Source organism: Enterobacter sp. BIDMC 26 (assembly GCF_000534435.1).
In the GTDB taxonomy this organism is placed as follows: Bacteria; Pseudomonadota; Gammaproteobacteria; order Enterobacterales; family Enterobacteriaceae; genus Enterobacter; species Enterobacter ludwigii.
Genome location: NZ_KI973182.1, coordinates 2,798,294 through 2,819,105 on the forward strand (window position 1 = coordinate 2,798,294; position 20,812 = coordinate 2,819,105).

20 protein-coding genes and 2 pseudogenes are annotated in these 20,812 nt (G+C 55.1%); 1 reads left to right on the top strand and 21 read right to left on the bottom strand.

All coding sequences use genetic code 11. The features are described from left to right. Positions 1-482, bottom strand: a pseudogene (locus L462_RS25330) (tail fiber protein); the annotation flags it as partial. 126 nt (positions 483-608) lie between these two features. Here L462_RS25330 and L462_RS10270 point away from each other — a divergent pair. Further along, positions 609-971, top strand: coding sequence for a putative periplasmic lipoprotein (locus tag L462_RS10270; protein WP_032678751.1), 363 nt, complete (start codon positions 609-611; stop codon positions 969-971). On the opposite strand, the gene L462_RS10265 is transcribed toward L462_RS10270, so the two are convergent. The 20 genes and pseudogenes from L462_RS10265 to L462_RS10170 all read right to left on the bottom strand — a co-directional run bounded on the left by L462_RS10265 (position 936) and on the right by L462_RS10170 (position 20,505). Further along, positions 936-1,577 carry a hypothetical protein gene (locus tag L462_RS10265; protein ID WP_032678752.1) on the bottom strand — a complete coding sequence of 214 codons (642 nt, stop codon included), beginning with the start codon at positions 1,575-1,577 and terminating at the stop codon, positions 936-938. The two genes, L462_RS10270 and L462_RS10265, sit on opposite strands and share 36 nt — an antisense overlap. Then, on the bottom strand, positions 1,574-1,876 hold the full coding sequence (locus L462_RS10260; RefSeq protein ID WP_032678753.1) for a hypothetical protein: 303 nt from the start codon (positions 1,874-1,876) through the stop codon (positions 1,574-1,576). The genes L462_RS10265 and L462_RS10260 overlap by 4 nt, the downstream gene beginning before the upstream one ends. Next, a complete protein-coding gene (locus L462_RS10255; RefSeq protein ID WP_032678754.1) occupies positions 1,870-5,442 on the bottom strand; it encodes a TipJ family phage tail tip protein in 3,573 nt (1,190 codons plus the stop codon). Before L462_RS10255 ends, L462_RS10260 begins: the two co-directional genes overlap by 7 nt. 42 nt (positions 5,443-5,484) lie before the next feature. Further along, positions 5,485-6,102, bottom strand: coding sequence for a tail assembly protein (locus L462_RS10250; protein WP_020690728.1), 618 nt, complete (start codon positions 6,100-6,102; stop codon positions 5,485-5,487). Beyond that, positions 6,095-6,814: a C40 family peptidase gene (locus L462_RS10245; protein WP_032678755.1), complete on the bottom strand. Its 720-nt coding sequence runs from the start codon at positions 6,812-6,814 to the stop codon at positions 6,095-6,097. Before L462_RS10245 ends, L462_RS10250 begins: the two co-directional genes overlap by 8 nt. Positions 6,815-6,816: 2 nt before the next feature. Then, positions 6,817-7,554 carry a phage minor tail protein L gene (locus L462_RS10240; RefSeq protein WP_032678756.1) on the bottom strand — a complete coding sequence of 246 codons (738 nt, stop codon included), beginning with the start codon at positions 7,552-7,554 and terminating at the stop codon, positions 6,817-6,819. A 55-nt stretch (positions 7,555-7,609) separates the two neighbouring features. Next, positions 7,610-7,948: a phage tail protein gene (locus L462_RS10235; protein ID WP_032678758.1), complete on the bottom strand. Its 339-nt coding sequence runs from the start codon at positions 7,946-7,948 to the stop codon at positions 7,610-7,612. Further along, positions 7,945-11,082: a phage tail tape measure protein gene (locus L462_RS10230; protein ID WP_032678759.1), complete on the bottom strand. Its 3,138-nt coding sequence runs from the start codon at positions 11,080-11,082 to the stop codon at positions 7,945-7,947. The genes L462_RS10235 and L462_RS10230 overlap by 4 nt, the downstream gene beginning before the upstream one ends. After that, a pseudogene (locus L462_RS10225) lies at positions 11,075-11,392 on the bottom strand (phage tail assembly protein T); the annotation flags it as partial. The gene L462_RS10230 and the pseudogene L462_RS10225, both read right to left, overlap by 8 nt. Continuing rightward, positions 11,389-11,820, bottom strand: coding sequence for a phage tail assembly chaperone G (gene gpG / locus L462_RS10220; protein ID WP_032678762.1), 432 nt, complete (start codon positions 11,818-11,820; stop codon positions 11,389-11,391). The gene gpG and the pseudogene L462_RS10225, both read right to left, overlap by 4 nt. A 10-nt stretch (positions 11,821-11,830) precedes the next feature. Further along, positions 11,831-12,574 carry a phage tail protein gene (locus L462_RS10215; protein WP_032678763.1) on the bottom strand — a complete coding sequence of 248 codons (744 nt, stop codon included), beginning with the start codon at positions 12,572-12,574 and terminating at the stop codon, positions 11,831-11,833. Positions 12,575-12,583: 9 nt separating this feature from the next. Beyond that, complete coding sequence (locus L462_RS10210; RefSeq protein WP_032678764.1) at positions 12,584-12,985, bottom strand: phage minor tail U family protein; 402 nt, start codon at positions 12,983-12,985, stop codon at positions 12,584-12,586. Next, complete coding sequence (locus L462_RS10205; RefSeq protein ID WP_020884618.1) at positions 12,982-13,560, bottom strand: phage tail protein; 579 nt, start codon at positions 13,558-13,560, stop codon at positions 12,982-12,984. The genes L462_RS10210 and L462_RS10205 overlap by 4 nt, the downstream gene beginning before the upstream one ends. A gap of 9 nt (positions 13,561-13,569) precedes the next feature. Then, positions 13,570-13,812: a DNA breaking-rejoining protein gene (locus tag L462_RS10200; RefSeq protein ID WP_230852446.1), complete on the bottom strand. Its 243-nt coding sequence runs from the start codon at positions 13,810-13,812 to the stop codon at positions 13,570-13,572. Positions 13,813-13,837: 25 nt separating this feature from the next. Next, positions 13,838-14,164 (bottom strand): DUF2190 family protein, encoded by a 327-nt coding sequence (locus L462_RS10195; RefSeq protein ID WP_032679727.1) that lies wholly within the window; start codon positions 14,162-14,164, stop codon positions 13,838-13,840. 82 nt (positions 14,165-14,246) lie between these two features. Then, positions 14,247-16,262 carry a ClpP-like prohead protease/major capsid protein fusion protein gene (locus tag L462_RS10190; protein WP_032678765.1) on the bottom strand — a complete coding sequence of 672 codons (2,016 nt, stop codon included), beginning with the start codon at positions 16,260-16,262 and terminating at the stop codon, positions 14,247-14,249. Beyond that, positions 16,207-17,706 (bottom strand): phage portal protein, encoded by a 1,500-nt coding sequence (locus L462_RS10185; RefSeq protein ID WP_032678766.1) that lies wholly within the window; start codon positions 17,704-17,706, stop codon positions 16,207-16,209. The genes L462_RS10190 and L462_RS10185 overlap by 56 nt, the downstream gene beginning before the upstream one ends. Beyond that, on the bottom strand, positions 17,703-17,918 hold the full coding sequence (locus L462_RS10180; protein ID WP_001704123.1) for a hypothetical protein: 216 nt from the start codon (positions 17,916-17,918) through the stop codon (positions 17,703-17,705). Before L462_RS10180 ends, L462_RS10185 begins: the two co-directional genes overlap by 4 nt. Continuing rightward, positions 17,915-20,017, bottom strand: coding sequence for a phage terminase large subunit family protein (locus tag L462_RS10175; RefSeq protein WP_032678767.1), 2,103 nt, complete (start codon positions 20,015-20,017; stop codon positions 17,915-17,917). Before L462_RS10175 ends, L462_RS10180 begins: the two co-directional genes overlap by 4 nt. Continuing rightward, a complete protein-coding gene (locus tag L462_RS10170) occupies positions 20,017-20,505 on the bottom strand; it encodes a DUF1441 family protein (protein WP_032677922.1) in 489 nt (162 codons plus the stop codon). Before L462_RS10170 ends, L462_RS10175 begins: the two co-directional genes overlap by 1 nt. Positions 20,506-20,812: the final 307 nt, after the last annotated feature.

The window sequence follows — 20,812 nt, forward strand, 5'->3', positions numbered from 1 at the left end:
AAACCGAGGTTTGTGCGAGCGTCTTCCGCCTTCGTTGCCCCGGTCCCGCCGTCAGCGATTGCAAGCGCACCGTTGCTCCCTTTCTGCGCCAGTTTACCGATGCCGGGGATGGTTACGGCGGTGCCGTTGATGGTCACGGTAATGCTCTGATTTGCTGATGTGGTAGCGAAGGTCTCCCACGCACCGATATTCTCGTCATACTCTTTGATGAGCTGAGACATCGCCTGTGCCAGGCCATCGACCGAGATATTGTCAGATACCAGAATGCCGTACTTCTGGCCGCTCAGCGCCGGGGAAGCAGCTGGCGTAACCGTCATCGATGTGGCGCTGTTCACGGATGAAATCTGGAACATCTGGACCGGGTTAGACATGACGATAATCGTCTGTCCAGCGCGAACCTGGCTGGCCGGTGCCGTCCAGTTTGTGCCAGTGCCGGTTGCGGTATTTCCGTTAATAGCGATAGTGCCAGTGTTATAAAGCATGAACTACCTCACGATAATAACGATCGTTTGAAACGATCAATCATGTAAAATTGATCGCTCATATCAATCTGACTATTTTTTAAACTCTAATAAAATGGATATTCCCGCATTTACAGGAATGTAGAAATGAAACGATTATTTGCTGCAGTATTTTTGCTGCTGGCTGGCTGTTCCAGTAAACACACAGACAACGCATTCAGAATGGATTATCCGGTTGACGCTGCCCGTTTATCATTGGGCGGTGATATTCACGTGAATATTGACTGCGCTACGCGAGAAATGACGGTTATTTCTGACAGCAGCAATGGAATATTTAGCCGCCATGTAAATAAGCGACTCAGTAATATTTGCTATAAAAAAACCGATAAACTGGATGTTGTTTATCGCTTCAACGCAGCAAAAGGCGTGAGACAAAACATGATTGCCACGCAGTATCCTCGCGTTCCCCCTGAGTCAAATACCGACAAACTGAGCAATGGGGATTCGTAATCCCCTACCCTGAAATGTCTGGCTCCAGCTGCGCTGGTTTTTTGAAATGAACCGCCCCTGCAGTTGTGAGCCAGTCCATTTGAGCACTATTCCTGAATACCCCGTAACGGTTCCATCATCGCTGAGATTCCCCGGGCAGTTATTTACCAGAATCCAGGGGTTAAAGCTCAGGCTCACCGAAAGCGTATTGTTCTGCAGGTCATAGTTCGCTGGCACATCAAAGAACCCAACAACACGGGGCATTTTCGATGCGGAAGCTGCGCTCCATATGAGATTCCCTCCGCTGTCAAACACGTCAAGATAACCGCTCTGCATTCCAATGTTACGTGCAGTCCGGATCATACTCCCCGCATTATCTTCAAGCAGGTCTGCGCCCGGCATACCGTACCTGTTTGCACTCAACTGCAGCCACCGCAATCTGCCGTCATTCCAGAATTGCTGCGGTGTAAAACCCAGAGTGCTGCCGTTACCAAACGGGCTATCAACCTGGTAATAACCCTTACTCTCAACAGCTCCGAGTGTCCTCTGGTCATAAAAAAGGGTGGACCTGTTTTGTGAGTCCACCAGCAGTTTTCCATCGCTGTTATAAACTTCGAATCCGCTCATTGAAAGTTATAAACCTCCACATTGAGTGTTATCGCAGGGCTTCCGGTTGTCGGCAAATAGTAAGCAGTAAAACCGCCGTTATAAGCGCGGCAGTGGTATTCATTGGCCGTGGCGCCAGTCGACACAATCGAAATAAATGAGCCGTCCTGTGTTATTCCGGCGAAAGAAACGTTTTTCGACGTCTCACCCGCGGCAAAAGTTACAGAGGTGCTTCCGATATACCGGATCGCATAATCGCTTAAATCAACCGCAACCCGCCCTGCACTATCCCAGCACTGTAAACCCTGTGGCATTACCATAACCCCATTCTGACGCGCAGCACGTTGTTGTTGTCGTAGATGCGAATGAGAGTGCTGGATATCAGCATCCTCCCTCCCCCGGCCACGCCGTTAATTTCGAACGTTCCTCCCTTATCAAGCTTCCACCCTGCAGAGCCAGCCACATAGTTATTCGACTGGATATAGTTGCCGATTTTGGCGTTCTCAATGGTGCCGTCCTGAATGAAGCTGGCGCGGATGAATGTCTGCCCGTTCTGGATCACGAATGGCAAAGCCACGCTGTTACCGGCTGCCGTGGTGACGGCGAAGCGATCAGCCAGGAAGATAACCTGCGACTGCATGCCGGATGGCGTATTCTCAACGCCGATCCCCATCCCCGCGGCGTAATACTGCCCGTTGCTGGAGGCGGCAACCTTGATGCTATACATCGCGCTGAGGTCGCCGTTTACGTTCGCTATCGCCTGAGCGTTAGTTGTGATGGCTGAGGTATGCCCGTTCACCGTCGCCGTTATGCCGTTTATCTGCGTGGCCGTGGCCTGCTGGTAATCAGAGAACGTCTGATTCAGGCTATTGATTGATGCCTTGTTGCCGTTGACGTCCGTCTGCAGGCTAAGCAGCGAGCGCGCCGTTGCCTCCCTGTCGTTGACAATCACCTCATCAATACGGTCCAGATTCGCGCTGTTGCCGGCGACCGATGCAGACAGGGTTTTACGCGCAGCCACCTGCGCCAGCCCGTTCTGGATAATGGCAATGGCTGAGTTCTTGACCCCGCCCGTCATGCCGTCCATAGACACACTGATGCTGTCGATTCGCTGGCCCAGCGCGGTATCAGCCGTCGCAACGGTCTGCTCAAGCTGACTGAGTGAAGACGAAACATTCCCGACCGTGCTGGAAAGCTCATTAACGCTGGTCTGAACCTTACCGACGTCCTGGGCATTTTTGGCGATGTCCTTCGCCTGCTGCTCCAGTTCGTCGTTGGCCTGTTTGATATCGTCAGCCATGCCAGCAATTTTTTCATTGCTGTCCACCGCGTTCTCGATCAGATCCTTGAACGTTTCCGACTCTTTCATATCCTCCAGAATGTCATTGGTTATTTCGCTGACATCTATCGAGGACGTGCCCATGACCCAGTCGGTCCAGTCCCCGGCGTTACCGATACGGTCAATCAGGCGCGCGCGGTACCACTGGCGAACGCCGGCCGGCATGGGGCCATGCTGATAATCTGCAGCCGGGTACGGCACCAGGACCAGCAGTTCAGGATTGGCGTAGTCGGCAGTTGTGGCGCGCTGAATCTCTGTATAGGCCGTGTCGCCAGAGCCATCCGGAAATTTCCAGGTCAGGTCGATATGCCAGACCACATCTTCGGTCGCCAGGAAGTTGAGCGGAGTACCCGGTTTTCCCGTTTTACCCGAAAGATAAGTTGTTTCACCGTATCCCCATGGTGACGACGTATCCTGCGCATTCAGCGCCCGGACGCGCACGTCATAGCTTCCCGAATAAATGCCCTGAACCGAGAAACCCTGCGCGCTGGTAACCGGAACGTTTATCCAGTCCCCGTTGTCCTTACGCCACTGGGCAACGTACCGGATTGCGCCCTCTACCTTATCCCATGACACGTCCAGGCTTGCTACCGTCAGGCCCTGTGAAACATGATCGCTCTCAGTCACCACGATATTCTTCGGCGCTGACAGGACGCTTATCGGCGTGACGGTGATCGGGGGCGACTCGACCCGAACGCCGTCGTCGATGTAACGGTATTTGTTTGGATCGTGCTGAACGGCCGTAATAGTGAAACCGCCTGTGCTGTCGTCGTTAGCCGCAATTGAAGTGACCCGGAAATACTGTATTGCGAGGTTATCACTGTCTATCGCCCAGACAGCACCCGCCACAGGTGCCTGACTAAATGCGGTGGCCACCGTCACCGTTTTTTTATCTGCGCTCACCGCGCTGATTGTGCGCGTCTGGGCTTTTCCGTCAGGCAGGTTAACCACCAGCCGGTCTTTCGCCGCGTAGTCTATTTCTCGATCCAGCGTAATCTGGCGGCCATTGACCGCCCTGATGCGTCCCCCGTTCTCCTTGCCGGAACGGAAAGGATCGGCGACACCGATAATTTCAGCAGGCAGCGGGATGTAGCCATCCAGCCCCACGCCAAATGATACGGTACCGTCTTTGGCATTGGAGAGTAGTACCCAGCGCCCGCGCCGGTGCGCTTCACTTTGCGAGGTGCAGCCGATTGCGGTCAGGGACGTCTGCCGGACGTCATAACGCTCTACAAGCGCCGAATCGTAGACCCCCTCAACGGTATCGCTGTAATGGTTCTGCGGATCGGACCAGGACACCAGGCAGGAGCTGTAGCGATTCTTGTATGAGCCGCCCGCATAAGTAAACAGCCCATCGATAACGTTTGAGGCGTTATAAACCCAGTCAACATCGTCCTGCGGGACGTCTGCCTGGACATAAATCTGATCGTTGCCCCAGAACGTTATGCCACGAAATACCGCGGCGAGATCGTTAAGTACCTGCCAGGCGTCCTCCTGGCTCTGAATGAAAACGTTGCAGGTGAAACGCGGTTCGGTGCCACCGGCACCGTCGGAAACCATTTCGTCGCAATACTGGGCTATTGAGTACAGCGCCCACTTATCCACCATGGACGCATCCACGCGCGTGCCCATGCCGTAAATTTCATCCAGAACCAGATCGTAAAATATCCAGGCGGGGTTATTGGACCAGGCCATTTTGAAACCGCCGGACCATGAGCCAGAATAGGTTCGGGTTATCGGATCATAGTTATCCGGAACCTTTATCAGCTTGCCCTTTATCTTACAGGTCACCTTCGGTGCGCTGCCGTTGAACTGGCTGCTGTCCACTTCGACATACAGTAGCGCCGTCAGAGGATAACGAAGCTTGCTGTCGATGACTTCCGCATACGAAAACACCTTGAAGGCGTTAACCAGTTTCGAATTTGATCCGCTGGCATCAGCCGTAATACGCCTGACCCTGACAGACCAGCCGGACGTGGATTTTGGCAGATCGATACGGTGGTCACGCTGATATTCCGTCGTGGTCTTTCCGTCAAACTTGCCGTTTACAACCGTTTTCCAGGCGCCGCCGTCCGTTGATAAATCGATCGCATACTCGGTAACCGTGCCCACCATATCGCCGTTATCTTTATAGAGATACTGGACCGGAAGGCTGAGCTTGATGCGGATGGCATCCAGGGAAAGGTTGGTAAACTGGCGTGTCCAGGGCGCGGTGGTGGTGACAGTTGTGCCCACCGCCAGCTCGTTATCGACCTGGGGCATCCCGGCAATATAGGTCTGGTCCTGTGTGCCCTTGCGGAACTCCCATTTCACGCCGCTGAAGTTGTATTCCCCACTGTCGTTTGCCAGCGGCGTATCGTTGAGAAAAATGTTCTGTGCGGTCAGGTCGCCCTGTATTTCCCCCTCAGAAACGGCAATGAGCATTTTTAATTTTGCGACCGACAGCAGATCGTCAGGCTGCTCAACCGGAGTATGCGCGCTACCCCCGCCCCCTTTGGCACCCTGCAGGATGGTTTCTTGTTCAAGAAGCTGCATTTTTTCACCCATAAAAAAAGGTGCCGAAGCACCTTTAAGTTAATGGCCGCTGGCCTACTGCTGATCGCTCGAGTACATACCGGCGCTGACTATCGCTCCCCCTGCCTCGATCAGACCGTAAGCCAGGGGGACAGGATGCCCCATAGCGACGGTATTGACCGGCGCCCCGAAGGCATAGTTAGGCGTGTTATCCGTGCTTGAGGATTTACCCGCGCCGAAAGATGGCTGGGGCGTGAGCATCTGGACAACGCCGCCCAGCATCATTGATACCCCGACCCCGGTCAAAATTGACGTGGCGCTGATGGCTGTTGCACTCATCGCCGCCCCCCAGGCTGCCATACTCGCACCGGCGGTAAAGAATGCAGCGACCAGCGCAACGGCACCGACAACTATCTGCAGGACGCCCGAGTTTTTGGCCCCCTCATAAACGGGCACGATCCGGTATACGCTTCCCCCGCGAGTCATATCGAACTCTTCCAGCCCGATATTGTTATCCCCGTTGAAAAAGGCGAAACGGATCCCCTTCATATGGGCTTCCGACATGTATTTTTTGAAGCCGGGAACCTGCGAACATACTGCCCTGAGCATTTCACGCAGATCGGCAACATCAAACTGAACGCGTGCCCCGAATTTTTTAGCCATCTTACCGTCGAGAATAAGCGTTTTAAGCATTCATGTTGTCCTTATGCCTGACCACCCGGACCGTTCTGTCGCGATAATATTTCCCATACGGCGTACGCGAAGAAAGGTGCCCGAACAAATGATGAAGAATGATGTTGTCACCCAGATATACAGCGGCGTGATTGGTCACCGATGCCTGCACACTCATCATGATGATGTCCCCGGGCTGCATAGCACCGGCGTCAATCTCAACGAACCCCTCACGCTCCCAGTTGTCATCGTAGAGCCGCTCTTTGCCGCTCTCCCACCATTCGTAAGGCACCGAATAGTTCCCGAGGCCAATACCATATTCACGCTGATAATATTCCCGGATCAGCGACCAGCAGTCCGCGTAACCCAGCAACCATTGCCGCCCGGCATAATCCCGGTCTTCACGCGGGGAAATCGTACAAAAATCACCGTCCGGCCAGGACATGATCCCCCACTCAATACCCGACCAGTCACACTGGATGCGGTCCAGCTCGGAGGGCACCAGCCGGACCACATCCGGATGGGAGTGAATGACCATAATGATTTCACCGAGCGCGCGGGCAGCAAGCTGGTCTTCCGGAGAGAGCGTGAATGTTTCCTCCGGTTTATCCGCGATGTTGCGACAGGGAATAAAGATTTGCTGCTGCCCTGACTGAACAATCAGGCCACAGGCTTCTTTGGGGTATTCACCAGCGACGTGCTGACGGATAGCATCCAGCAATTTTTCTCGCATTATCATTTCCCCTGCAGGTTGGCGGCCGGAAAGCCCCCGAATGGCAGCGGCGCGTCCGGACCGTGACGATCCTGACAGTCCTGACGGCGACCGCCACATACATCCTTCGACGGATCATCGGTAGGCGTGCCATCCTTGGTAAAATATTTCGTACCGTTGTAGTCGCATCCGGTTCCGCTTCGGTACCAGCCCCGCATACACCAGGTGCAGACAGGCGTAATCTGCCGGGTAGGCAGCTGAAGGCTCTGAATATCGAAGGGAGAGCACAGCTCAAAATCAACCTGTATCCTCGTCTCTGCGGTTTTGGCATTGACGAAAAAGAGTTGTACGCGCTCATCGGCCGGGCTGGCCCCCGGATTGCCGTCTTTCCAGTTGTCGGCATCGAGGTACTTAGAGAGCGTTGTGTGGATTTTTACTTTCGCCCGGACCATGTCGTCATACTCCAGGCATAGCGCCGTGACATAGTTCCCGACGTTCCCGACTGAGAGCGTGGGCGTCGGCTGGGACCCGGTACTTGATAACTCCATACCCTTCAGTTCATAAGGATGAGGATCGTACTGGTTGCCCTGCCAGATTATGGCGGGCAGGTTCTCAGCGGCGAAGGCTGCCCACCCCTCCTCCTGGATATTGTGCGCATGAAACCGCAGCACCTGATCCATACCGAATTCGGTGCCGTCGATCTCAATCAGCTGAATAACGCTGCCGGGCTCAAGCTGTTGTATATCTCCGGTAAAACTCATATTACCCCCATAAAAAAAGCCGCCCGGAGGCAGCTTTCAGTGTTTGTCGAGAAAATCAGGGCGCAAACGCCTGTTCAAAAGTGAAGGCCACCGTGGCTTTTTTCCCGGTAGGGAATGAAACGCTGAACGAATCGGCCTTCATTCTGAACAGCTTTTTTTCACCCCATGGCGTGGTCCACCAGAACGATTTAGTAACGTGAGACATCAGAAAAGCGCGCAGCGCAGCCGCCTCCTGTCTGGTGCCCGTCCAGTCCAGGTTCCACGTTTCCTGTTTGTCGTTGATCCCCATCCCCGCTATCTGTTTGTAGCCATCCCCGAACTGGGCCTGCAGCGTTCGGGTCGTTTCAGTGCCCTGCGCGGTTTTTCGCGTGCGCCAGGTAAACGTGTCTGTCACGGTGTCCTCCTCGAATAAAGCACGCCGCCTGCGGACATTTCTTTTTTCAGTCGCTCGGTGATTGTCTGTTGAACAATCGCCTGCAGCTGTTTCGCCGTCCCCGTGGCGTTCGCCTGATTTATGCTCCCGTCACTCCCCTGCTGGCTGATGTTCACAGGGGCATAAACACTGATCCCGCCCATGCCAGCCCCGGCTGCGCTCCCGCCGCCGACCAGACCACCCGAGGCATACCCGCGCATCAGGCGATAGAGATTCGCCACGCCGATGCGACTGGTTGACTCTTTGGTGAATACGAATTCCCCGCGGTGAACGATACCGGCTGGCTCGTACTTGCCGCCGTGCCCGGTAAAACCGCCCACGTCAAAACCCTGTGGCCGGTATGACGGGACCGCGAATGACTGCCCTGCAGAGGAGGCTTTCGCCCCGCCGCTCACCCAGCCCATTGCGCTCTGGATGGTGTAAGCCACCAGCAGCTGGTTGATAACGGACACAATCATTTTGAGGATCGAGCTGGTGAAGTCCCGGAAACTCGCCTTCCCGGTTGTTGTCAGGCTGGTAAGCTGGCCCGCCAGCCCGCTGAACGTTGCCTGCGAAATCTGCTGAACGGAGCTGAAAACGTTTGTCGCTGAATCCTGATATTCGGCCCAGCCCTGTTTCGCACCGGCCAGCCAGTTTGCGCGCAGGGCATCTTCAGCCTCGAACGTCGCCCTTTGCTCTTCCAGAACCTTTTGCTGCGCCTGAGGGTTATATGAATAGCTCTCGCTGAGACGTTGCAGGGTGGTTTGTCGCCCGGCCTCGCGGGTAGATAGCCCATCAGACTGAGCCTGTAAACCCGCCCTGGCGGCTTTTTGCTGCTGCTCAAACTTCACGGCCTGGTCGGTCAGCTGGTTGAGCTTTTGCTGCCTGGCAACCTTATCACCCAGGTCGGCCAGCTGCCGCTTGTACTCGAGCGTTTCTTCCTTGTGCGCAAGCAGGGATTTTTCCTGCGCCGTAAGCTGACGACGACCAGCCGCCTCCTGCAGAACGGCGAACTGATTTTCAGTCTGCCAGAGATCCTGCCGCTGTTTGCTTATGACGTCGTTTACGCTGGTATGCTGCTCGAGCGTTTTAAGCTGGGCCTGAAGGGTGAGAAGTTCAGCCTGCGCTTTTTCTTCAGCTTTGTCCCCGGCTGGCGTTGAATAGCTTTTGCCTTTCGGCGTTTTGGGATCCTTCCACTGCTTTTCAATCCCGGCGCGTGCTGCCGCTATGTCCTTTTCAGTCCACAACGTGGCGATGCCGTCTTTCGCATCCTGGCGGTTTTTAGCAATAAGCTGATTGAGTTTTTTCTCCGCAAGGGCACGTTTTTCTGCCGCCGTCGCCCCGGATTCAACCATCTGATTAAATTGCTGCTGGGTCCGGACGGCCTGTGTCTGCTGTTCCGTCCGCATTTTTTCCCTGGCAGCTGCCAGCCCTTCCTGGGCATATTGCTTATCGGCAAGATCGTAAGCCTGCTTCTTAAGCTCTACCTGCTGGCGCGCGTTTCTCAGCCTTTCCGCATCTGCCTTTTGCAGAACGTTGTTACCGGCATAGTCCGGATCAACCTTGAGATTGCCGGACAGTGCACGGTATTCTTTCTCAGCTGCCTGCCATTCAGCAAAAGAGTCCTGGCGCTTCATCGCGGTGTCAGGATTACGCCCTATGCCCAGCATCGCATCCCACGCGCCTGAGGCCGCATTCTTCACCCAGTTCCAGGCTTTTTCGAGGGAGCCAAGATTTTCCTCAACCGCCCCGGCCCGCTGAATGACCGCATCAGAATATGCGCGCATGGCAAGCTCTGATGCTTTCTGCGTATCTCCCATAGCCTGAGCAGAGGCAATCTGTTCATACTGCGTGGCCGTCAGAAAATGCAGCGAATCGTTGAGCGTTGTGACTGCATTAACCGGATCATCCTTCAGGCGTTTAAACTGGTTGATGGTTTCGTCGACGGCCTGCCCGGTGGCCTGCTGCAGCCTGGCAGCAACATTGCTCACCATGCTGACATCATTACCGCTAAACGCACCACTTCCGACAACCTGCGCCAGCACACCTGCAGCAGCATGCTGTGTAATGCCATTACCTGCCAGCGAGCGCGCCAGTGCCTGTAGCTGTCCGGACGTTTTCCCGGCGTAATTCCCGGTCAGGATCAGCTGCCTGTTAAATTCCTCGGACTCTTTGCTGCCGTCATACCAGGCTTTACCCAGCCCGTAAACCGCCGCGGCAATACCACCAACCATCCCGGCGATCCCAAGCCCGCGCAGCGACAGCAGCTGGTCTATCCATCCTGCCCGGTTCGCCAGCGTGATCCCGGAGCCGCGCAGCGCACCGAAGTTACCGCGCATGACCTCGCCAATAAGTATCCCCAGCTCCTGCCGGGCAGCAGCACTTTGCAGCCCCAGACCATGGGTGGCCACTTTGGCAGCTTCAAGCTTGCGGATATAGACCTCAGCCGCATCGCTTGCACCGACCTGCGCCGCCTTCATGCGCAGCAGCTCGGTACCGGAGAGTTTTTGCTCTGCGACCTGTTGCTTCAGCTGACTGAGGAATCGGGTACGTGCGGCGGCCGATTTTTCCTCCACGATCTGCAGCTCTTTTTGCCTGGCCGTGGTGCGGGAAATCAGGGCGAGATAATCCTGCTGGGTGATATTGCCCTGTGCCCTTGCCGCACGAAAGCGCGCCTGCACGTTCGCAAGCGACTGCGTTTCACCATTGAGCTGGCGAACGCCGTCAATCTGGCGGAAAAAGGATGCCGCCAGTTCATCCTGACGGCGGGCAAGCGCTGCGGCCTGTCCGTCATTTTCCCGCATACGCTGATTAAGCTCGGTCACGCGGCGGTGAGTTTCATCAACGGACTTTGAAACGTTCTGCCAGTCTTTGGTCAGCCCTTCCGTTGCGGCCGACTGGCGGGATTTCATATCTGCGGCAGCCGCCGCGCCAGCGTCGCCCACAGTTTTAAACGCAGCCGCCTGCCGCTCGGAAGCGCGCTGCATTCGCGTCTGGACTTTTTCAGAGTCCTCAGCCATCCCGGTGAGCTGGCCCTTTATGCGGGCAACCTGCTCACTAAACGTGGCGCTGTCGACGTCAAGGTTGATGACCAGATCGCTAATCTGCTGGGCCATATCGGATACCTCCTGTTATCCCCTCAGCTGCGGCCATCAGCGAATCATCATCCGGCTCTTCATCGCTGATGACGATACCGGAAGGAGAAAGCAGGCTGAAATGTGCGGGGGTAAGTTCCGGGTCGCGGAAGAAAAGAGTGGAGATGGAATAAAGCAGCTCTGAGAAATGCGCATCGAGCTGCGCGTCCTGAAAATAATGCTCCCGGTAGAACTGGTGCCAGTCGCCCAGCTCACTGGAAGTCATTCCAGCCAGCATGGCGCGCCAGTCGGGTCGCCCGAACTCGCGCGCCAGATTCAGGACAAACTTCAGCTCGCTGGCAAGGGCTTTTCCGCCGTAACGGGTTCTGCGCCTTCGGCCTCCGCTGAGGCATCCGGATCGGCAGAGTTGTCATCATCAACCGGAACGAGCATGCCGGAGAGCAGCTTTATTTCCATTTCTGCCTTACCGATCGCCTCCGGCGGCCAGCCGCTAAGCACCTGCTGATAAAGCGTCTCCACATCCGTGCCAGCCGGATCGTTATGCCACAAAGACATCGCGATCAAACGCGCACCGCAGCGAATATTTGAGCCAATCAGCCTGGCCGTCATTTCCTGATCGCTGATGCCGTCGCTGTCAGCACTGACGGCCCTTTCCTCTGCGGCCATAAACGTGAGGAACTCAATACGCTGAAGCGCCGACAGCTCGAAGATGGTCAGGGATTCTGTTTGCCAGGTGAACTTCTCTTTTTTCAGAAACATGCGTCCTTCCTTACGCTGCAGTTACGGTGACTTTGCAGACCGCAACGAAATTACCGTCGCTAGTCATTACAATAATGTCAGCGGTGCCTGCCGCCACGCCGGTGACGGTGATCGCGTTGCCGCTAACCGTGACCGTTGCTTTTGCCCCGTCGGAGGTTGCCACGCGGAACGAGGTATCAGAGGCGCTGGCAGGATTAACCGTCACATTGAGCGTTGTGGTTGCACCGACGGCCACGCTTGCCGTGGCTTTATCGAGCGTAACGCCGGTGACTGGGATATTCGGGCTCCCGCTTTCTTCAGCCAGCTCCGGCTTGCCGGTGTTGGTGATTTTCGCTGTGCGGGTAATAACCTCTTTTGCCGGAATGGCTTTACCCAGGCTGCTGCACCAGCCGCGGAAAACGTCGACGGTACCGTTGGGGTATTTGATTTTGTAATAGCGTACTGAGCCATCAATAAACCATGCGACCAGGTCTTTTTGCCCTTCTTCACCCGGCTTCCAGGCGAGGGTGAAAGAGGTGTCGCCAGCAGATTTTGCCCCCTGAGCGGTCGCGTTCCAGTCGGCGTCCTCGTCGTCGAGGTAGGTGTCGTCATACGATTCGGCGGTCATTTCGCCCGGCGTCAGCTCTTTAATTTTTGCCAGGCGGTTCCAGTCGATATCCGAGAGTGGGTTAGCGAAAGCGTTGCCCGTTCCGGTGTAAAGCCAGAGTGTTGTACCGGCACCTTTCACGGGGGCCAGTGGGTTTGGAGTAGGCATAAGTACCTCTTAAATTGAATAGGTGATTAAGTACGTGAAATCGACTGAACCCCAGGTGGCCATTTCATCATCCCGCTGATAGTCATAACCCTGCGGGGTGAACGTCTCAACCAGTTCGGTCAGAACTGGGATGAAGGCCATTGCCGGATACACTTTCTCTTCCATCCAGGAATCAAGCGCGCTGTCAGGGCTGGAGGCTTTAAGAAATACCTCGATGTGAACAACCGCCTGCCACGAATCTTCGTCAAGCGAATCGCCGGTGTACTCCGCGTCAGAAAGGTAAACAGCCACGGCAGGGAGATCCTGCTCTTCAAGAAAAACAGGGCGCCCATCAAACCAGGTGACCGTGTCGGTGATATCGGCTTTCAGTTTTGCCAGAATGGCTGCACGAATTGCGCTGTGTCTGTTCATCGCTTCAGGTGGATCCTCAGTTGGTTTTTCAGGGCTGCGGAAAGTTCTTTGGGCATATCGCTTTCAATAAGGCGCTTTGAAATAGCGGTGAATGCCACGGTGAGCGGTGTCTCAAGAGGAACTTTGACCACATCAATCGGATAACGGGCCTGACCTACGCGCCGCATGACCTGCCAGCGCCCGTTGGCAAGCTGTTGAATAAAAGCGTTACGAAAGGTATAGGGGCCGATTTTGAGGACGCTGCCCGCTCCGTTTCTGGCCCCTTTTTTACGCGAGAGCCGGACGCGCGCCGTGCCGAGCTTTATCGCAGGAAGATTACCGCGGTTGATTTTTATCGACGCGACCGGGCGATCGTGACGGGCCTTGCGCAGACGGGAACGCTGGCGGACCAGACGAACCGGAAGCCCCTTTTTCCGGTTATCATCAACTGTTGCTTCTTTCGCTACAGCTTTGCTCCCCTGGCTTATCGTTCTGCTGGCCACCCGGTTAAGTGCTTTTGCGGTTGCCTCAGGAACGATTAACCGGCTGAGGCTGTTCAGGTTCTGAATAGCCCTTTCCAGTCCTTTCACGGACATAGCGCCTCCTCATTCGAGATGGATGCGGGGTTTTCCGTTGAACATGTCATAGCGGGTAACGGTCAGGTTCTTACCGTCGTAGTCGACACTGTCGTTTCGGCGTGGCTGGTAAAGCTCAGAGAAAACCACCAGCGAAGTACCTGTTCCCGACAATGGCCCCATTTCCTCCAGCTGCTCGGCGGGAACAACGTCATAGCTGCTGCCATTGATGATCGCTGTCTTTCCCATCTTTTTTATGGTGGCCGCGTCCATGCGCGCCGCCATCCGGTCAAAGGGGTTAGGCATTGATCTTAACTTCAACGACGGTGGTGCTTGCCCCTGCCTCTTCCCAGGCGATACCTGCGGCAACGGCATCCGTTTCTTCGATCGTGACTTTGCCGTCCTTCAGATACACCTGCGCCCCGGCAGTAACTGCATCAGAGGGGACTTTTGGCAGGAGGAATACCCCTTCAGTAATGCAGTCCCCGGTATCGCCGACAGGAATATCAGTAATCGCCACAGCGATAAGTTTGCCAACCACAACCGGATCGCCGCTCTGAATGTCGGTTGTACCACTGTTTACCAGAGGGATCGTTTTCCCGTCCTGCGCATAGTTCTTAGCCATAAATTTCTCCATTCAGCCCCTTGCGGGGCTGGTTTCAGGTATAAAAAAAGCCCTTTCGGGCATCTGTTTGTCAGGGCTGTTTTTACTGACCAGTGGATTTGGTCATGCCGCGATAGTCCAGCGGTGCCACACCGGCATCGATACGTACCTTCGTGGCGATACCATCAGTGGTGAAGCCTTCCTGTTGATCGATGTAAGGGGTATCGACGCCGTTGAGATACGCAACCTCGATGGTGTCGGTGCCCTTCGCGGCAGCCAGATACCAGGCTTTCGCATCAGCCTCATCCAGACGTGGTTCTGCAATGACTTCTGCAAAGTTCTGGATAGGGTTAACGATCCCGGCATTGATATCTGCACCTTTAACACTGGCCGACTTGATAGTCTGATTCGCCAGGGTTTCCAGGCTGACGGGAACCAGCATGTAGGCCGGACGAATATTCAGGGTACGCTCCCCTTCTTTCTGCAGACGCATCAGCTTGCGCGATTCATCCAGGCTGGCCACGGAAATTGCGCCCGAACTCAGGTTCTTGTGATCGGCATGGAACAGCGCCTTGCCGTCGGAGAGTTTCGGGTTTTTGGTCAGGATGGCGTAGACCAGATCGCCAATCGTTGCTTTCGCCGCGCGCCCCATCTTCATCGGTACGTCAGTGAGCTGATTAAGATCGTCGTTGATGATCGCCTGGCGGGTTACAGAGAAGATTTCACCGTAAGTGGCAAGCGCGATGGTTTCGCCTTTGTCAGTGGTAGTGATGTACTTGTACTCCGCCCCTTCGCGAACCTGTCGCAGAGAAGGGAAACCACCCATACCGACACGATGCGCCGTTTTGAAGTCCGACAGCTGGCCTTTTTTGGTCCACTGCTCGAAGGTTTCCTGCGCCTCGTCCCAGCCCTGAATCAGCGCTTTGTTCGCAACATCGAGCAGAATGTTGCCAAAGTCAGAGGTGCTGTGGGTCAGCGCCAGGCCAACCATCTGCATCGGATTGTAGCTGGCCACACCGATGCCTTTTTCTGTCAGGGCCATACGCGCATACTCGCGCAGCGTCATACCGTTATAAACGTTATCCCGCTCCGGACCTTCGAACCCGGCACGCGCCATCAGTGCCTGGCGAATACCATCCGCGACGAAGTTACCGTTGCCCGCATGAATATGCGGCTGGGTGGTTTTATTGGATGGCGTGGCCGTTTTACCGAGTTCTGCCAGCAGCAAATCTTTCGCCTTTTCGACGGAACAATCAGGGTCGGCCACACACTGATTCTGCAGTTCCATATGTTTATTGCCGAACATGGCAAAAAGATCGCCGATAGCGTTAACGCGGGCTTTCTGCTCAGCCATTACCTGCGCGCGGATCGCATTTTCATCCGGTGCCGGGTCTGTTTTTGCCTGCGGTGCCGGAGACTGGGTAATAACCGGGTCACGCTGGGTAGTGTTGCGCGGCGGGGTGATCATGTTGCGAATGCTTTTTGGCATTTTTTCAAATTCCTCAATACGTTTTGAATGAATACAGGCCATAGCCTGAAGGGATGGTGTCACCTGGTCGGCAAAACCCAGTTCAAGGCACTCGCTGCCGTTCATCCAGGTTTCGTCCTCCAGCATTGCCGCAATTTCTTCTGTGGATTTTCCGGTTTTCTGCGCATAAGCCGGGATAAGCACGGATTCAACCTTGTCGAGCAGATCCGCATAGTCGCGCATATCGCTCGCGTCACCACCAGCAAACCCCCATGGCTTATGGATCATCATCATCGTGTTTTCAGGCATGATGACCGGATTGCCTACCATAGCGATCACCGACGCCATGGAAGCGGCCAGACCGTCGATATGAACGGTAATCGCCGCGCCGTGGTGCTTCAGCGCGTTATAGATAGCAATGCCGTCGAAGACATCACCACCGGGTGAGTTGATATAAAGGTTGATGTGGGTGACGTCCCCAAGTGCCCGGAGATCATTGACGAACTGTTTCGCCGTTACGCCCCAGTACCCGATTTCGTCATAAATAAAAATGTCGGCCTCGCTGTTATTGCTGGCCTGCATGCGGAACCACGAATTACTTTTTACGCTGGCTTTCGGACGGTGGCGCGCCCGGTTCTCTGGCTTCGGCACTGGTGCCTCCTTTATCATTGGCGGGGTCGGTGTCAAACACCAGGCCCTGTTCACGGTTCTCGTCAACCTCCGCTTTACGGCGTGACTTAACATCATCCGGGTTGCGACCGCTGGCACGTATCCAGTCGGATTCAGTAGCAGCACCGCCGCGGATCTGCGTTTTCCAGGCATTCGCTTCTTTAACGGGGTCAATCCACGGCATAACGGGCCCCGAATAAACCGCGTTATACAGCGAGTCCATATCGATGCCTCTCGGCAGCTTGATTTCTCCGGCAGCAATAGCCATCTTCAGCCAGGCCCGGTACATGGGCCGGGTCACTGAACCGATGAACCAGTCCTGAAGAATCAGATATCCGTCGGTTGACTCGACAAGCTCCTGCCGCTGGGCACTGTACGTGCCGTTGTAGTTTCTGGATGTGCTGGAAAAACTGAGGCGACTGCCGGCGGATACAGCACGCAGCTGTCCATTACGAAACGACTCGAGGTTAGGGTTCGGGCGATCGGATTTAATCATCCCGATTTCTTCCCCGGCCTGCAGCTCGTCATAGAGCATCCCGGGCTGAATCATCAGCTCGCGGTCATCGCTGCTGGAATCAGACTCGAAGCTCTGTCCGTCGCCTTTTTTGATATACATGCCGAGTGCAGCAGCAATTCTTGCTGCAGTCAGCTCAGAGTCCTCGTACTCTTTCAGCGCACTCAGCCGCATCAGGACACCTGACAAAAGAGACGTTCCACGGGTCTGGTGCAGGCGCCGGGTGAATTTGAGATGAAGCATGTTCTCTGCATCTATCTCTTTGGTATCGAACTGACGCCCGGACACCGGCAGGCTTTTATAGACCTGATATTTTTTAGGCCGCCCCCAGTTATCGACAAAAACACCCTGATTGAGCTGGGTGGCGGCATCGCTGTTCATTGGCACGAAGTCCGGCTCCAGCGCTTCCAGCCAGAACGGCACGCCAGCAACGGGCTGAAGACCATTTCCGGTACCGCGAACCAGCTGAGCAAATACCTCACCGTCCCGGAGCCACGTTCGCAGCATCAGCCGCTCAAGCATGGGGCGGGTAAACTGGGTTGTGACATCGGGTCTTACGGACCATTCGCCCCACTTTCTGCGGATATCAGTGGCCAGCTTTTTAGCGATCTTCCCGTTACTCAGCATCGGATGCGGTTCAACTATGATGCCCTTCGCACCCACCACCCTTTCTTCCAGCTTGTCGAAAACGCCGATCACCAGATCATGGTTGTTGTCCAACCAGCGCGCCTGCTGCCTCAGTGAAACCGCCCCCATCTGGCTGAGCTGATCGGCAGAGCGATTTTCTTTCTGGGCTTTGTGGGTACGCGTTTGCTTAACCGCCTCATACGCCTTAATTACCGCACGGGCACGCAGGCGTGAGGCTTTCCAGCCTGGCGAAAACACGCCAATCGCATCATCTAAAAAACTCATCCAAACCTCGCCAGCCTGTAGCCGGGTCGCCCGCGGCGTTTATTATTGAGCGTTGCCAGTCGGCGCTCCCATTCCTGACGGCCTTTTCTGATTTCCGACAGGTTTTCGAGCGTCATCTGCTGCCCGTTGAAAGTGATTGATTTACCCTCCAGAACAGACAGCTCGGCTGCGGCGTAGCGGTCGATCATGTTTTGAATATCTGCTGGATTCACACCCAACCTCCTGACGAAGACCACGGATTAGCCTGCTCGGTTACGGGCTTCTCGCGTTTTGGTTTTGATTTTGATTTCGGCGCAGGCGACGGGGATGGCATTTCGCCAGTTTCCGTCTGCGTGACCTCGATCCACGTTTCCCGCCGTGCCCACTCAGGAGCTGACGGCCATTTGATTTTTTCGTAACCACTAAGGATGGCGAGCGCGTCGGCATAAACGAGCAGGTCGAATGCTTCGTTTGCGCCCCGCCCGGGCTTACTCCACTTCCCTTCATTCGAGCGTTCCTCATACGTCAGTTCGTCATAGAACCAGCTGCCCAGCCAGGCGGGAAAATGCACATAGCCAGGGCCAGGTGAATCCCGCCACAGCGCATTATTCACCCGGTCTTTGAGGGCATCGGTCTGGAGAAGATAAAGAGGCACATCCCCCGTTGCCTGTGCGCGACGCGTTGATCTGCCTGTATTATCAGGAAATGTTCGCTGGATAAGTTTGCTACGCCTGACGCTGTCACCCTTGAAGAGATAGATACGCTTACCCAGCCCCTCGCGGCGACATCTTCGCCAGAACTTGTAGGCATTATCCGTCACGCCGTCCTCGCCCCCGGAGTCCACAGCCATCGACATAAGCCGCATGCCCTTTGACGGGTCAGACGCGAGCGGCCACGTTTTATCAAAGACGTCGGTGAGTAAAAGATCCCAGTCCTCCGGATAGCTCGCCGGGTCCACCTGAATGCTCTCCCCGTTGCCGTCGCAGCGCAGCGAATGCCGGATGTTGTAACGGTCAACTATCCAGCGCTCACCCATACTTCCATAACCCGTAATCTGCACAACAAAGCGCCTGTTGCGCCCGGCCTGTACGTCAACGGTCGCGGTGAGAAACTGCACGCCATCCGGTACCGAACGTTTAGGGACATCTTCGGCACGCTGCTCGAGCAATTCACTTTTGCGCTGCTCCATGCTGGCCCGCGGCAAATAGGGCCTGCCGAAATCGGTGTTGATAACCGTCTTCAGGGTTTCTTCACTGCGGGTGGATTCATATTCCTGCTCGGCGGTCAGGAATTTATAGATAAGCTGCGACCAGGTCTGGTAAGCCGCTGCCGGACCTTCCATCCAGAAGGAGGCAATACGGGAACGTCGGCCATCACCGCTTACCTGGCCTTTACTGTCGATACTCTGCCCGTCGCGGAGCCACACACATTTCATGTTAAGCGCACGCTTCATATCCGGTGTGATCCTGCCCTTACAGGCCGGGCACTGTAGAATCGCCGCTTCGCTGGCAAGCACAGGATCGTTGCTGTCGCGATACCCGGTCATATTGTCCATTTCCGGCTGGAAATATTCGCCGCAATGCGGGCACGGCCAGTAAAGACGGCGACGGTCGCCACGGTTATAGAGCGATAATATTCCGGTAGTTGGAGGTGCTTCATGGGGCGTGGAACGCCGCCATTTTGTGTCTCTGATATCCCTCCCGGGCGAGCTCTCAACCAGCGTCATCCCGGAGGACATGAATGTCGTGGTACGCTTCGATGCCAGTGAAAAAGCGTCGCCTTCTCCGTCGATATCTTCCGGAAAGCGGTCGTAATCCGTCAGCGCCACACTTTTATAGTCAGAGGACGACATGATGTTGACGGATGGCCAGCCCAGTTTCAGATAGTTACCGGCGCGGAAAGTACGATCGTAAACGTTATTATCGTTACGCCTTGGGCTCAGCCGGGTTTTCACTTCAGGGCTACAGCGAAAAGTTCGGTCCAGACGTTTTTTTGAATGCTCGCGCGCCTTTTCCTCTGATACCTGAATCACAAGCATATCTGCCGGATCGCAGACGATGTTATAGACAATCCAGCCGTCAATAAGTCCGATTGTTTTACCCGTTCGCGCCGGGCCAACAAACACCACTGCGTCATATTCACGCGATGCCAGGCAGTTCATTGGCTCAATAACATAGGGGGCCAGATCCGGATCCCATGGTACGGAGTTTCCCGCCCCCATAGGCACGCGCATATAATTACTGACCGCATCGGCCACCGGCATACGACGCGGGGCACGTAAAATACCGGAAACATCGCGGCGGATGCCCCTGGCGGATGCCCGCTTTGCCATCAGTCCTCCTCTGGCTCTTCCTCCTCTGTTTCAGCGTCCTGCACCCTCTCGGCCATCTGGTCACGCAGATCATCGATAACGCTTTGAACGCGCGAAACCGCAGCAGGCGTTAAAGCACAGTCGCGCTCGAGCACATCCGGGAGGGTTTCAAGTACCATGACGACGGCTTTCGCCATCAATGAGAATTCTCGCGCCACTTCATCAGCAGGTATTAACTGCCCCGTATCCTGTTCGAACTTCAGCCTCTCGTTCTCTGCTTTCCAGTGGGACAGCCTGTCAGAGGGGGGCATATCATCGATATTGGCCGAAACGGTAGGGATCATCAGTTCTGTCAGAATGTCAGTCACCAGATAAAGCTTTAATTTGCTGTTGCTGCCAGGCGCGGGTTCGACATTTTTCAGCCTCGCGGCAACCGTCTGACGGTGTACGCCGGTTATCCCTGCAAGCTGGTTGATATTGAGTTTTAAAGTGGCAATTTCCTGGTCCATGATGGTGAACACTTTTTGAACGATTCGACATCTTACGAAAATGGCCTCTAATTAAATCAAAGACCTGCGCACATGATGATGATGACCCTGGATCCGAAAAACTAGCCGTTTCCCGCGAGCGCGCCGCCCCGTGGCAGGTCAGCCCGCCGGGAGGACCCATCGAATCAAAATAAGATAGATACGTCTGTATCAACCAATGTCATTTTTCAAGTTAAGTAAACTCCATATAAGTCCTTTAATTTTCAATTCTTTGATCGCGCATCCATAAGATGTGAATTTATTCATTTACATGCTTTGGGTTCCGCAT

Bases quoted from the DNA above. Each gene is read 5' to 3' on its own strand.
- L462_RS10270 (WP_032678751.1), top strand. From the start codon at position 609: ATGAAACGATTATTTGCTGCAGTATTTTTGCTGCTGGCTGGCTGTTCC.
- L462_RS10265 (WP_032678752.1), bottom strand. From the start codon at position 1,577: ATGAGCGGATTCGAAGTTTATAACAGCGATGGAAAACTGCTGGTGGAC.
- L462_RS10260 (WP_032678753.1), bottom strand. From the start codon at position 1,876: ATGGTAATGCCACAGGGTTTACAGTGCTGGGATAGTGCAGGGCGGGTT.
- L462_RS10255 (WP_032678754.1), bottom strand. From the start codon at position 5,442: ATGGGTGAAAAAATGCAGCTTCTTGAACAAGAAACCATCCTGCAGGGT.
- L462_RS10250 (WP_020690728.1), bottom strand. From the start codon at position 6,102: ATGCTTAAAACGCTTATTCTCGACGGTAAGATGGCTAAAAAATTCGGG.
- L462_RS10245 (WP_032678755.1), bottom strand. From the start codon at position 6,814: ATGCGAGAAAAATTGCTGGATGCTATCCGTCAGCACGTCGCTGGTGAA.
- L462_RS10240 (WP_032678756.1), bottom strand. From the start codon at position 7,554: ATGAGTTTTACCGGAGATATACAACAGCTTGAGCCCGGCAGCGTTATT.
- L462_RS10230 (WP_032678759.1), bottom strand. From the start codon at position 11,082: ATGGCCCAGCAGATTAGCGATCTGGTCATCAACCTTGACGTCGACAGC.
- gpG (WP_032678762.1), bottom strand. From the start codon at position 11,820: ATGTTTCTGAAAAAAGAGAAGTTCACCTGGCAAACAGAATCCCTGACC.
- L462_RS10215 (WP_032678763.1), bottom strand. From the start codon at position 12,574: ATGCCTACTCCAAACCCACTGGCCCCCGTGAAAGGTGCCGGTACAACA.
- L462_RS10210 (WP_032678764.1), bottom strand. From the start codon at position 12,985: ATGAACAGACACAGCGCAATTCGTGCAGCCATTCTGGCAAAACTGAAA.
- L462_RS10205 (WP_020884618.1), bottom strand. From the start codon at position 13,560: ATGTCCGTGAAAGGACTGGAAAGGGCTATTCAGAACCTGAACAGCCTC.
- L462_RS10200 (WP_230852446.1), bottom strand. From the start codon at position 13,812: ATGGACGCGGCCACCATAAAAAAGATGGGAAAGACAGCGATCATCAAT.
- L462_RS10195 (WP_032679727.1), bottom strand. From the start codon at position 14,164: ATGGCTAAGAACTATGCGCAGGACGGGAAAACGATCCCTCTGGTAAAC.
- L462_RS10185 (WP_032678766.1), bottom strand. From the start codon at position 17,706: ATGAGTTTTTTAGATGATGCGATTGGCGTGTTTTCGCCAGGCTGGAAA.
- L462_RS10175 (WP_032678767.1), bottom strand. From the start codon at position 20,017: ATGGCAAAGCGGGCATCCGCCAGGGGCATCCGCCGCGATGTTTCCGGT.
- L462_RS10170 (WP_032677922.1), bottom strand. From the start codon at position 20,505: ATGGACCAGGAAATTGCCACTTTAAAACTCAATATCAACCAGCTTGCA.